The following is a 12,249-nucleotide window of genomic DNA, read 5'->3' on the forward strand; positions in this document are numbered from 1 at the left end:
TACACTCTCTACATTGTAGCCGATTTCCCGCTTGGCAACAAAAAAAGCATGCAGCTTGTCTGCATGCGATAATACTTGAATCTATGATTTCAACATATTGAATCTACTCAGGCTTACTTATGCTTGCGGCTATTTTTGACCAACGTCATTCTTCTTGAATGTCTTAACCATGAATAATATGATTTCAGGTCCCTCAACTCAATGGTCTCCGACATACGTCCCAGAAACGTAACTACAATCATTTTGTGCAGCGGGTTGCCCGCAATATCATATTCTCCTTCGAGTTCGGAAAATTCGGCGACCACCACCAGATCCTCATCAATCAGGTAGACGTCCTGTTCATTACGGTAGTATGGTGTTATACGGTCCTGCTTCAGACACTCCCATAACCACGCCGCAATATGGTCATCATCACTACGTGCAGGCTCAATACGGTCTGCATACCGCATCTTGGCATGATGGGTAATGACGATGTCGGCCACTTTCTTGTCTCCAAGAGCCACGAAAAACGGCTCGTAGGTGCTCCAACGTTGCATCACCTTATCACGCATGGGAATCACTCTCCACCAGATAGGACTTTCTATCTATTTATTACCAAATATATTACAACATTAGTCCCGCAACCTCAAGGCGTAAGTTTAACTTTTTTTCACAATAGCCAATTTGTGTATAATTCAAGAAAAGAGCGACCCCAAAGGGTCCCTCCAGTTTCTCGTCTATATTCCGTAAAAGCTCGTTTTGTCCATCGTTTTGCTGGCATACTCGGTTTTGATCTCATTACGATACGAGCGTTCGATCTTGCGCACATAGGAAAGTCGCTTCACATTTTTCATCGTATCATCTGCCCGTTCTGCATTAACATACATGACTACATAATGCATACGGCGGGAGATATAATGCACGGTGCCATATTTTTCGAGATTACGGGCAGCTTTCAAATCACTGACCCAAATAATGAATCCTGTCCTTTCCGCAAACATCATCGTTCCCCGCCCTTCTATAATGATTACTTAACTGCAACCACACTTGCCGCCACTACCGCAGCCGCCCTTCGGATTCGGGTCATTGCTCGGTACCTTAATGGTCGTTGACACTGCAAATGCAATGGTCTCTGACATCTGGAATAACATATCATCCAGGGACTTCTCTGCCTGTTTGAAGCGGATTACCGCCTCAAAATTTTCCAACTCCTGTTCCAAAGCCTTCACCTGGTCTTTTGCTGCATGATAATCCGGGTGAAAATGACCGAAACGCTGTGTTTCTTCAAACAATTCCTTCTTGGCATTCAGCTTCCGAATCCCCATCTGAATCTCAGGGGTAGTCTCGACTTGCTGCTTCCAATATAAATAATCCGATACTTCGGCAGATTGGTTAATCATGTCGCCCAGTTCATATGCGCCCGTTAACACTTGGGCCATATCGACCGTGTTCATTTCCGCTACGCTCATGAAATATTCATCCTATCTATATATAAAGTTCTACTTAATGTAGACTATCTCATCATAGCATATCCATGAATAGTTAAGAAGAGTTTTTCCTGCAATTAGAAATAGGGGGAACTTGAAAATTCGCCTTTCAACCTGATATTCATGTGAAATAGTCAGGTTATGACATCATCTGGCAGGATAAGACGCATTGTATCCCACTCTGACGGGGAGAATGTACGCCATTCTGTCTCTGATGTATTTTCACTTGAATCCAGCATGCACCAACCGCTTAAAGTCCAGTGTTCATGACCCTCTACCTGATGTGGAATGAGGTATTGCGTACGATTTTCCTGTTGTATACCCAGCTTGGTCTGCCACTCAATGGCTTTGGCAGCAATCTGTCGGGCGGTTGAACTATGATATCGACGCCACTCCTTGTACCAGGTCTCCGGTATCTCCTCAAACCCCAACAGAGAGAACTTCTTCTCAATGACAGAATGATCACGCTCCAACCCACGCAGAGAAGCAGGGACATCAACCAGACCTAGATTATTGGGAGTGTAGAAAGAAGAATATACACCACTCAACATATCTTTTTCTAATAACTTCGGATCATCTGCAGAGCCTGTATTTGCCTCCATTACCTTCATACTCCGAATTACTGTCAACGGTGCAGCATCGGTCTCCTTTCTCCAATCTGCTAATGCAATACGCACATTCTCTGGTATGCCTGTCAGCGCATATTGTTCCAGAAACTCTATCACTTCATGTAAATCAGACCCTCTGGCTAAGGCCGAAATGAATCGTTCTCTTGTCATACGGTATATGGACATTCGATCACGCGTCACCCTCTCTGCGCATTGCTCCAGAATCCAGATCACATCAGGCCCTGCTTCGGGCGGCACCAACATTTCGAAATCAGGCTGCATGTAAAATCCACACGGCTCCGCTTCACTTACCATCTCTTGTTCTCGATATAACAGGCTCTGCGGTTCGATCAGCCAGCGGAATGCCAGATCTCCCGACTGATCTTCACCTACTTCACCATACCCCCAGCCAGCTAGTGCGTAGAGCCAGCCCCTGACTCGTGGTTTCAATTCCGAATTCTCTATACGGCACCATATATTTTTTTCTGGAGCAAACACTGCCAATTGATAACGGAATTGCTGCAAAGCGGGTTCAGCTTCTCCGTATCTTTCCATACACGCTTGATATATTTCCCGATGCATCTGTCTCCACGAGAGCTGCAACCATGTTTGTAATCGATGATCTACAATCTGAATTTGGCCATCTGACTTCTGAACGAGATTCAGACTGAGCAGTAGATCGAGAAGGATTGCTACGTGGGTCGGATACAAATCCGAATGTCCATATTTGATGCTCAAACCTTCAAAGTCTGTCGAAGATAATACCGTGATCACACTTAATTTTTGAACACTTTTCTTATGTATAGTGCCCTTCCCTGTCAAAGGAAGTCCTTCTCTTTCGATCCACGCGATCAGATGAAGCAGCTCCGCAGCAATATCCGGCTTTCCTTCCTGTAATACATGAGCATGCTGTGCCATCTGTTTAACCGTTATACCCACTCTTTGTGCGTAAGCAATCGTCAATGTGTCCATCAACGAAGCAGGAATATAAAATAATCGCTCTCCCCAACTCTTATATACAGACTCAATCCATCTTTGCTGCCTAAGGTTGGCAAATGAAGATTTGGCTTCTGCGACACTTAGTCCTTCGATGGCCCACTGTTCTCGCGGCAGGAGGGAGGAAAAAGGCTGACCGGCATGTTTGTGAAAAATTGCACCAAGCACTTTTTGTTCCACCACAGTCAGCTTTGACCATGAATCAAGGTTCAGTACCACCGGCTCATCTATTGGTTCAAATGAAGACATATCCCAATCCCTCCTCTTTTCGCGAGTATAAATGGACTATTCGTTCTCATGAACGATAGCATATTCATATCCCTGCTCCACCAAGAACATCTGACGGTTTAATGCAAACTCCTGTTCCTTACTATCCTCTGATACCAACGCATAGAAATATGCTTTGTTTTCTCCAGCTTTCGGCCTCAGAATTCTCCCCAGACGCTGTGCCTCTTCCTGCCTTGACCCGAAACTCCCGGATATCTCAAGCGCAACAGCAGCATCGGGCAGATCCACAGCAAAATTGGCAACCTTGGATACCACAATCGTTTTAATCTCTCCTCGTCGAAAAGCGGCAAACCATTTGATTCGCTCTTGCTGTGACATGGTTCCCGAGATCAGAGGTGCTTCAATTTCCCGGGCAATCAACTCAAGTTGATCCAGATATTGTCCAATCACTAGCGCAGGTAAACCCTGATGACGTTCCAGCAAACGCTTGACTACACGTACCTTCGCCGGATTCTCGGCAGCCAATCGGAATTGGTGCTTAACCTCGGCTTGCAGATAATTTGATCTTAGTTCAGGAGAAAATGGGATACGTATCTCCTGACATTGTACATCGGCAATCCACCCTTGCTGCTCCAGTTGTTTCCACGGCATATCATAGAGCTTTGGACCAATCAGCGAGAAAACATCCTGTTCACAGCCATCCTCTCGGACCAATGTAGCCGTTAATCCCAGTCTTCGTGTAGCTTGAATATCCGCAGTTGCACGAAACACTGGTGCTGGCAGCAAATGTACTTCATCATATATGATCAGCCCCCATTGCCGCTCACTGAGCAGTTTGATGTGGGTAAAATCAGCATCCTTTGATTTCCGGTGTGTAAGAATCTGATATGTAGCTACAGTCACAGGTTTCACCTGTTTTTTCTGACCTGAATACTCACCAATCTGTTCGCTGGTAATCGTGGTTTTGTCTTGAATTTCCTGAATCCACTGTCGTACAGACGTAGTATTGGACGTCAAAATAAGGCATTCACATTGAAGCCGCTCCAGCACGGCCATGCCAATGACCGTTTTGCCTGCCCCGCAAGGAAGTACGAGTAAACCACTTCCTCCCATGCCCTCACTGCCTTCGAATGCATCCACAGCCTCTCTCTGGTAAGAACGCAGCGCAAATCGCTCAGAGTGGTCCCCTGGATCATTGGTTCGCCATTGGAATGAAAGCTTGGTTCCCTCCCGATACCCCACGTAATCAAGTACGGGGTAACCCAATCGTGTTAATTCTCTTTTCAATAACCCTCGCTGTTCTCCTGGGAGCAGAAGTTCATGAGCGTCCTTGCGTTCCATGCGAAAGGCAGCTATCGTTTTCAATCCACTTAATTCATCCAGCAACCGCTCATCCTCACTGTAAAGACGCATTCTGGTGTGATCTGCTTCGGAATGCAGCTTTAATTTCCCATACTGATCCATGATTCTCCGCACATCCTGTATGAGTGCAGCAGGCACGTTCCAGCGGGATACCAGCTCCAGACTTGCGATAACCTGATCTGCATTCCATCCCAACGCTGCTGCATTCCAGAGCGATAACGGAGTGATTCGGTAGGTATGAAACGCTGCCGGTGTCTTAACCAGTTCTGAATACATCCCAATCTGCTCTCTTGCTTTTTCGAATCCGGGGTGGCCAATTTCCAGCAATACTGTAAAATCTCGCTGAACTATGCAAGCATCTGTCCTTACCATATGTTCTGTTCCTTCCATTTGGAGCTTTCCTCCTATCACAAAAAAAGTCCAGTTCCGGCAGCTTCCGAAAATGAACCACTTTAAGTGCACATTCAAAAAGTCTAGTTTTCAGTACCGAAAAGTGGGCTTTTGGACAACCTCTATAAAAATCCACAAAAAAACATCCTGCCCATACCTCGGTATGAACAGGATGCCCAACTAGCTATAAAGTCATTCGACTGTGTAACCCTTAACCATGGCGATAAATAATCTCACGGCAGTCTGCATTGCATCTTCATCAAAATCAAACATCGGATGATGATGCGGATAGATCGCATTTTTATCCGGGTTACCTGCTCCAACAAACATAAAGCACCCTGGAACCTTCTGCAGATAATACGCAAAATCTTCCGCTGGCATCAGCATCGGGGAAGCTTGCACTCGTTCTGCCCCAAATAATTCTGTAGCTTCTCTGAAGAAACGCGCTGTCTCCTGTTCATCGTTCACCACAGGCGGATATCCCATAATATATTTCACTTGCGTCTCTGCCCCATAAGCTGCCCCTGTCTGGGCTACCATGGTAAGCACGCGCTCTTTCATCCCGTTTCGGGTCTCTTCATCAAACGTTCTTACCGTACCGCTCATTCTGCATTGCTCTGCAATTACATTCTGAGCCGAACCCGCCTGCATTGTACCAATGGTCAGCACCGCGGGTTGCAATGGATCAACCGAACGACTGACAACGGTCTGAAGCTGCATCACAAGTGCAGAACCCGCGATAAGACTATCTATCGTGGATTGTGGCATCCCGCCATGTCCACCTTTGCCTTTGATCTCAATGTAAAAATCGTCAGCCGCCGCCATCATCGGTCCTGCTTTACTGGCAACAACACCTACAGGTAGCGGGGTCCAAAGATGAATGCCATATATGACATCGACACCTTCAAGCGCACCATCCGCAATGACCTGAACTGCGCCGCCCGGAAGCAGTTCTTCTGCTGGCTGGAACAAAAAGCGAATCTCGCCTTGGATCTCCTGCTTGTGACGGCTGAAATACAATGCCGTACCGAGCAAGATTGAGATATGACCATCGTGGCCACATGCATGCATCGCTCCTGCTTGTTGTGATGCATACTCGATATTCTTCTCATCCTGAATTGGAAGTGCGTCCATATCAGCTCGCAGCATGACGACAGGACCCGGCTTGTCCCCACGAAGGGTACCGATGACCCCGTGACCACCAACATGACGCCTCACTTCCACGCCAAAACTCTCCAACATATCCGCTACAAAAGAAGATGTCTTCTCCTCATGAAAGGAAACCTCTGGATTGCGATGAAGGTGACGCCGCCATTCCACCATGTGGATCTGCAGATCTTCCCACCATATATTATTAGTCATTTCTCTCCACCCTTTCAATCTTGAACGGGACTTATATCAAGCCCGAACCTTCCTCTTCAAACCTATTGCTGTATATTGTAGCAGAATTGGAAGAAAACCGATACGAAACGCCTTCGGAAAGCTTGCACGGGAAGGGGAAACATACTATCATGAACTAGAGAAATACTCGAGAAATTATACTCGGAAGCTTATGAGGAGGATCAAACGCTTATGATTTTTGAGAATACAGGCTTGGATGGCTTGAAGAGCGACTTGGCATACCTGGATGAGAGCGCCGAGAAAGTCGGATTTGTCCGGTGGCAATGGGAATATTACCGTGCTACATATGACTACAAAATTGAAGATGAACAAACCAACTCAGAATACTTTGTACGCATTAATACCCGCGCTGTGGAAGGCAAATTGGAAAAACCGGATACCGTTCTTGCTGTGGAAGCAGTATACCTCGGCAAAGCCACTTTCCCTCACGGCCTGGATTATGACTCTTCCGTTCCGCAACCAGTCGTGAAGCTGGCAGCCCAAAAATTACAGCAGCTCAAAGAACTGCTGGAAGCATAGGCTGGGCCAAACGATGAAACAACAAACGGCCCAAACGAAAACGAAGAGAGGCACGCCGGATTTTCAACTGCTAATCCTCACTTTATTGTTGGTGGGCTTTGGACTGGTGATGGTATTCAGCTCCAGTTCCAGCATTGCAATCGCAAGCGATAAATTTAACAATGATGCCCTTTACTTCACGAAAAAACAACTTATGTGGGCGATTATCGGTCTATTTGGCATGTTTTTTGCCATGAATATCCGCTTCAACAAGTACAAAAAGCTCTATGCACCCTTTTTCCTGCTCACTACGGTCATGCTGGTGATTGTTTTGATCTCAGGTGCAGTATTGAACGGTGCACGAAGCTGGATTCACATTTTCGGTTTTAGTCTTCAGCCTGCAGAGTTCGCGAAAATTGCTATCATTCTCTATCTCTCTGCTCTTATTACCAAAAAAGGTGAGAAATTCAGGGTTTTCAAGACAGGGTATTTTCCCGTCTTGTTCATCGTTGGATTCATCGCAGGACTGATTATGCTGCAACCAGACTTCGGTACCACCTTTATCCTGGTGTCCACCTGTGGTCTCTTGATCTATGCCGGTGGAGCCAGTATGAAACATATCCTGGGTTCCATTCTCCTGGTTGTACTCGGTGGGGCACTGGCGTTCGGAGCGAATTCTCTGTTTTCTTCCATGTCTCCTTCCGACACAACAACCGCTACAACAGCAGTCACTGCGGAGCAGAACTACAAGATCGGACGTATTCAAGCTTTCCTGAATCCATTATCCGATATTAATGGCGGAAGTCTTAACCTCTACCGTTCTCTTGTTGCCATTGGTGATGGCGGCATGACAGGTTCCGGGATTGGACAAGGTACGATGAAGCTGCACTATTTGCCAAATGCGTATAATGACTTTATTTTCTCCGTAATTGGGGAAGAACTTGGATTCATCGGAAGTGCATTATTCCTGCTTGTTTACCTGTACTTTATCTGGCGAGGAATTATTGTCTCTCTCCGCTGTCCCGATCCATTCGGAACATTGGTCGGCATAGGTATCATGGGACTAATCGCGATTCAGGCATTTATCAACATTGGTGGTGTAACTCAGACCATTCCGGTGACGGGGGTCACGCTTCCGTTTATCAGTTATGGGGGTACCTCACTCTTTGTGATGATGGTTGCCATGGGCATTCTGCTCAGTATCTCACGCACCAACAATCTGGACGTGATCAAGGAAGAGAAAACGAAGTCCGTAACTGTACAGACACAGACTCGTACCTCTCCTGCTCTTCGTTCACGGGAGTCCATCCGTCGGATTCGATAAAGAACAACACAAAAAAGGCTGTGCACCTAATGGATGCGCAGCCTTTTTCTGTGTACTCGGTACTATTCTGTCTATCAAGATGAAGAACAGGTCAATATGGCTCTGTCCTCCATTGCGGATTGCGATTTCTACAGATCGTCGCCTTTGAAAGATACGCCTTCTACCTTTACATTGACTTCAACCACGCGTAATCCGGTCATGGTCTCTACCGCTTCTCTTACATTCTGCTGAAGCATACGGGAAACTTCATGAATCGGGGTTTCGTACAGGACGATGATGCGCAGGTCAATGGCTGCTTCCAGCTGGCCGACCTCAACGCTCACGCCTTTCTGTACGTTTTTACCGCTGAGTCGCTTCGCCCAGCCCTCTGACAATCCTCCAGACATTGCGGCAATTCCGGGTGTTTCCATTGCAGCCATTCCGGCAATTTTTGCAACCACGTCATCGGCAATCCGGATGTTTCCGCTCTCCAGTTGAAGTTGTTCTGCCATGCCACATCCTCCTTCACTTCGTTACTCGTATTTTAAATCCTTTCCACCCCAAAAAGCAAATTAAACTCAAAAAGATGCGTTTACAACCTACCACCATTTGGTTATATTGAAATATGAAAATAATCTCATAAGCGATTTACAGTGTAATTCAAAACAAAATAATTTATAACCGAGGTGTTTGTTGTGAGAAACCGGATTTCATCCATTTTGCTGATTGCGTTCTTTGCACTCAGTGCCATCGCCCACTACATGAAATGGGATTCGATTCTACAGTTCGTGATATCAGCCATTTCGGTTATTTTTGTGGCCGGTTTTTTAGGCAAAGCCACCGAAAATGTGGCCCACTACGCCGGACAGCGGCTAGGTGGATTCTTGAATGCCACCTTCGGCAATGCCGCCGAATTGATCATCGCCATTTTCCTCGTCAAAGAGGGACTGTTCGACATGGTCAAAGCAAGTCTGACAGGTTCCATCATCGGAAATCTGCTGTTAGTGCTCGGGTTAAGTATTTTTGCCGGGGGACTCAAGTTCAAAATTCAGAATTATAATGTTTCACTCGCAGGTCTGAATGGTTCCCTGATGATTGTTGCCATCATTGCCCTGTTTATTCCGGCAGTCTTTCTCAATACACATTCCATTACACAGAAAGACACCAATACACTTAGTCTCATCGTGGCCGGATTGCTCATTCTCGCGTATATTGCGTGGTTGCTATTCTCCATGGTGACACATAAGAACTACCTTGCAGACGTCACTGAGGATCGCGATGAAGAGCTACCTCATGAGCATGCTCCGGCGTGGTCCAAGAAAAAATCTATTCTCTACCTGGTGCTCGCAACAGTCATGGTTGCTTTCGTCAGTGAATGGCTGGTGGGCACGCTTGAAGTCTTCACTTCGGAATTTGGACTTAGCGAACTGTTTGTCGGTGCATTCCTTGTGGCCATCATCGGTAATGCGGCCGAACACAGTGCAGCCATCATGCTTGCCATGAAAAATAAAATAGGAGCCGCGGTTGAAATTGCGGTTGGCAGCAGCTTGCAGATCGCACTCTTCGTTGCTCCTGTACTGATTTTTGTCAGCTACTTCACAGGCAGAACCATGGATATCGTATTCACAACGATTGAACTGGTCGCCATCGGCGTATCCGTATTTATTGCGAAGTCCATTACCCAAGATGGTTCAACGAATTGGTACGAAGGTTTACTCCTGCTCGTGGTATATATCATACTCGGTGTTTCCTTCTTCTTGGTGTAACAACCAGACCCTCACGTAGCCATCATTAAAATAAACAAGCCACAAGAGGCAGTCCGAATTTACATTCGGTGCTGTCTCTTTGTTTGTATACGCCTTCCGGCTGGGCTTGCATTCCAGTCCCGTTCAGACGCACAAAAAAAGCATGCATAAACGCCTGCATGCCTTCTATTCTGACCCGCGCATTTGCAGGCTATTGCTCATTCTTCTTGTTCAAGGCTTCATATAAAATTGCCAAATTCCGCTCAAGCGCGCTAACCAGCTGCTTACCTGCACCTTCTGGAAGGAGCCCTGCACGAACAGCAAAATCAACTTCTTTGGAGAACCCATACATCTGTGTATCCAATACTTCCTCATAGAGAGGGCAGTAGCGGGTAGCCAGATTCTCCATCTGTACTTCAATAAGCTTCTGTATTTTATCTGCATCTTCTTGAAGAAGACTGATCGCTTTCAAATTCAGCTGGTCCTGCAGATCAGATGAAGTCATGCATTTTTCCCCCCTATGTCCCAAAAATCGCGTAAAGACGTTCTACCTCTAATATTAGACGAAATGAAGAGCTAATACAAGAACCTGACCAAAATAAGCCCGCAAAGTTAAGCCTTTTGTTGAAGCTTAATCCACCTGTTCCAGCCACGTCCAGACGAGTATTCAGATCATTCCATGCCAAAAAACACCCCTGCCAAAAAAGGCAAAGGTGCTTCTTGAGAGCTATTACTCAGATGCGATGCTTACATTCAGTCCATGCTTGGCAAATACTTCTGACATGGCTGCTTTCGCTTCAACTGCATCTGGACCATGAACATGCAGTTCATAGCTGTGCGTGCTGATCAGCGTTGTAAACAATCCGAGAATACTTTTCACATCGATATACTTGTTCTCCGAATGAAGCACGATTGAAGAAGTAAACTTGCCTGCTGTTTGAGCAATTTCTACTACAGCCGCATTATTACTCGACATAGGAATCCCTCCGTCTTTTTACGATTGGTATCATCTATTAATTACCACTACATGATACCGTGAATCCGCTTTCCTAGCAACAGCAAAATCCTGTTCCTACTTCAAACGGTCCGGATTCAAGCATTCCAGTTCAGGAATAACAAAGATACCGTCTTTACGAATCAGCACATCGTCAAAATAAATCTCCCCGCCGCCATAATCCGGACGCTGGATTAACACCAGATCCCAGTGGATGGACGAGCGGTTGCCATTGTCCGTTTCTTCGTATGCCTGACCTGGCGTAAAGTGCAAGCTGCCTGCGATTTTTTCATCGAACAGGATATCTTTCATCGGATGCAGAATATGCGGGTTAAATCCAATCGCGAATTCACCAATATGACGAGCACCCTCATCCGAATTCAAAATTTCATTCAAACGCTCTGTGTCGTTGCTTGTTGCTTCAACAATTTTGCCATCCTTGAACGTGAACTTGATATTTTCAAAAGTCACTCCATTGTACAGGGTTGGCGAGTTATAACTAATTGTTCCGTTCACGGAATTACGCACAGGGGCACTGTACACTTCGCCATCCGGGATATTCTTTTGGCCAGAACATTTCTCTGCACCGATATCTTTAATGGAGAAGCTCAGCTCTGTTCCTGGTCCGGTGATACGAACTTTGTCTGTCCGCTTCATCAGGTTAGCGAGCGAGTCCTGCGCTTTATCCATTTTGGCGTAATCCAGATTACATACGTCGAAGTAGAAATCTTCGAACGCTTCTGTACTTGTATTGGCGAGTTGCGCCATACTTGCGTTAGGGTAACGAAGTACAACCCATTTCGTATGTTTGACACGTTGTTCGCTATGTACCGGGTGGGAGTATAATGAATTGTACATTTTCATTTTTTCTTCCGGCACATCGGACAGATCATTCACATTTTCTCCCGCACGAATACCGATATAACAATCCATCTGTTTCATCCGGTTCAGATCAATCTCTGCCCATGTTTTCATCATTTCTTCTGTGGCATTTTTCAGCATCGCACGCTGTACGGTTTTATCAGTCAACTGTACAAAGACGTTACCACCTTTTTTTCCTACCTCTTCAATAATGGCGTTAATCAGATCACGTTCCGATCCAATCATTTCAACCAATACATTTTCACCAGGCTGTACATCTACTGAATAGCCCACCAGGTTTGCTGCAAGCTTTTGAATTCTTGGGTCTTTCATCTTGGTAAAATCCTCCTGTCATCTGCCATACTTAAATTGAACAACGGTAAATTACGATACTATT

At 45.9% G+C, this 12,249-nt stretch carries 13 protein-coding genes; 3 read left to right on the top strand and 10 right to left on the bottom strand.

All coding sequences use genetic code 11. The features are described from left to right. Positions 1–113: 113 nt before the first annotated feature. The 6 genes from F0220_RS20460 to F0220_RS20485 form a co-directional block, all read right to left on the bottom strand. Positions 114–551: a hypothetical protein gene (locus F0220_RS20460; RefSeq protein ID WP_017687436.1), complete on the bottom strand. Its 438-nt coding sequence runs from the start codon at positions 549–551 to the stop codon at positions 114–116. 165 nt (positions 552–716) lie between these two features. Continuing rightward, positions 717–980, bottom strand: a complete 264-nt coding sequence (locus F0220_RS20465; protein WP_026080981.1) for a YlbG family protein — start codon at positions 978–980, stop codon at positions 717–719. A gap of 30 nt (positions 981–1,010) precedes the next feature. Then, positions 1,011–1,448: a YlbF/YmcA family competence regulator gene (locus F0220_RS20470; RefSeq protein WP_036614642.1), complete on the bottom strand. Its 438-nt coding sequence runs from the start codon at positions 1,446–1,448 to the stop codon at positions 1,011–1,013. 152 nt (positions 1,449–1,600) lie between these two features. Next, positions 1,601–3,319 (bottom strand): helicase-associated domain-containing protein, encoded by a 1,719-nt coding sequence (locus F0220_RS20475; RefSeq protein WP_105599627.1) that lies wholly within the window; start codon positions 3,317–3,319, stop codon positions 1,601–1,603. Positions 3,320–3,355: 36 nt separating this feature from the next. After that, positions 3,356–5,050 (bottom strand): DNA repair helicase XPB, encoded by a 1,695-nt coding sequence (locus tag F0220_RS20480; RefSeq protein ID WP_105599628.1) that lies wholly within the window; start codon positions 5,048–5,050, stop codon positions 3,356–3,358. A gap of 192 nt (positions 5,051–5,242) precedes the next feature. Next, positions 5,243–6,412: a M20 family metallopeptidase gene (locus F0220_RS20485; RefSeq protein ID WP_105599630.1), complete on the bottom strand. Its 1,170-nt coding sequence runs from the start codon at positions 6,410–6,412 to the stop codon at positions 5,243–5,245. 210 nt (positions 6,413–6,622) lie between these two features. Here F0220_RS20485 and F0220_RS20490 point away from each other — a divergent pair, with 210 nt between their 5' ends. Together F0220_RS20490 and ftsW are read left to right on the top strand one after the other, a co-directional pair. Further along, positions 6,623–6,970 (top strand): YugN family protein, encoded by a 348-nt coding sequence (locus F0220_RS20490; RefSeq protein WP_017687430.1) that lies wholly within the window; start codon positions 6,623–6,625, stop codon positions 6,968–6,970. A 13-nt stretch (positions 6,971–6,983) separates the two neighbouring features. Then, positions 6,984–8,273, top strand: a complete 1,290-nt coding sequence (ftsW, locus tag F0220_RS20495; RefSeq protein WP_091014278.1) for a putative lipid II flippase FtsW — start codon at positions 6,984–6,986, stop codon at positions 8,271–8,273. 128 nt (positions 8,274–8,401) lie between these two features. Here the strand turns inward: ftsW and F0220_RS20500 are convergent, their stop codons facing one another. Further along, complete coding sequence (locus F0220_RS20500; RefSeq protein WP_017687428.1) at positions 8,402–8,764, bottom strand: Asp23/Gls24 family envelope stress response protein; 363 nt, start codon at positions 8,762–8,764, stop codon at positions 8,402–8,404. A gap of 183 nt (positions 8,765–8,947) precedes the next feature. Between F0220_RS20500 and cax the strand changes: the two genes are divergently transcribed. Then, positions 8,948–10,018, top strand: coding sequence for a calcium/proton exchanger (cax, locus tag F0220_RS20505; protein WP_074095776.1), 1,071 nt, complete (start codon positions 8,948–8,950; stop codon positions 10,016–10,018). Positions 10,019–10,208: 190 nt separating this feature from the next. Here the strand turns inward: cax and F0220_RS20510 are convergent, their stop codons facing one another. The 3 genes from F0220_RS20510 to F0220_RS20520 all read right to left on the bottom strand — a co-directional run bounded on the left by F0220_RS20510 (position 10,209) and on the right by F0220_RS20520 (position 12,185). After that, entirely contained in the window at positions 10,209–10,502 is a 294-nt protein-coding gene (locus tag F0220_RS20510) for an Fpa/YlaN family protein (protein ID WP_017687426.1), read from the bottom strand. 225 nt (positions 10,503–10,727) lie between these two features. Beyond that, positions 10,728–10,973 carry an HPr family phosphocarrier protein gene (locus F0220_RS20515; protein WP_036614658.1) on the bottom strand — a complete coding sequence of 82 codons (246 nt, stop codon included), beginning with the start codon at positions 10,971–10,973 and terminating at the stop codon, positions 10,728–10,730. Between the two features lie 96 nt (positions 10,974–11,069). Next, positions 11,070–12,185 (bottom strand): aminopeptidase, encoded by a 1,116-nt coding sequence (locus F0220_RS20520; protein WP_076328038.1) that lies wholly within the window; start codon positions 12,183–12,185, stop codon positions 11,070–11,072. Between the last annotated feature and the right edge of the window lie 64 nt (positions 12,186–12,249).

The sequence above is a fragment of the Paenibacillus sp. 37 genome, assembly GCF_008386395.1.
Classification (GTDB): domain Bacteria; phylum Bacillota; class Bacilli; order Paenibacillales; family Paenibacillaceae; genus Paenibacillus; species Paenibacillus amylolyticus_B.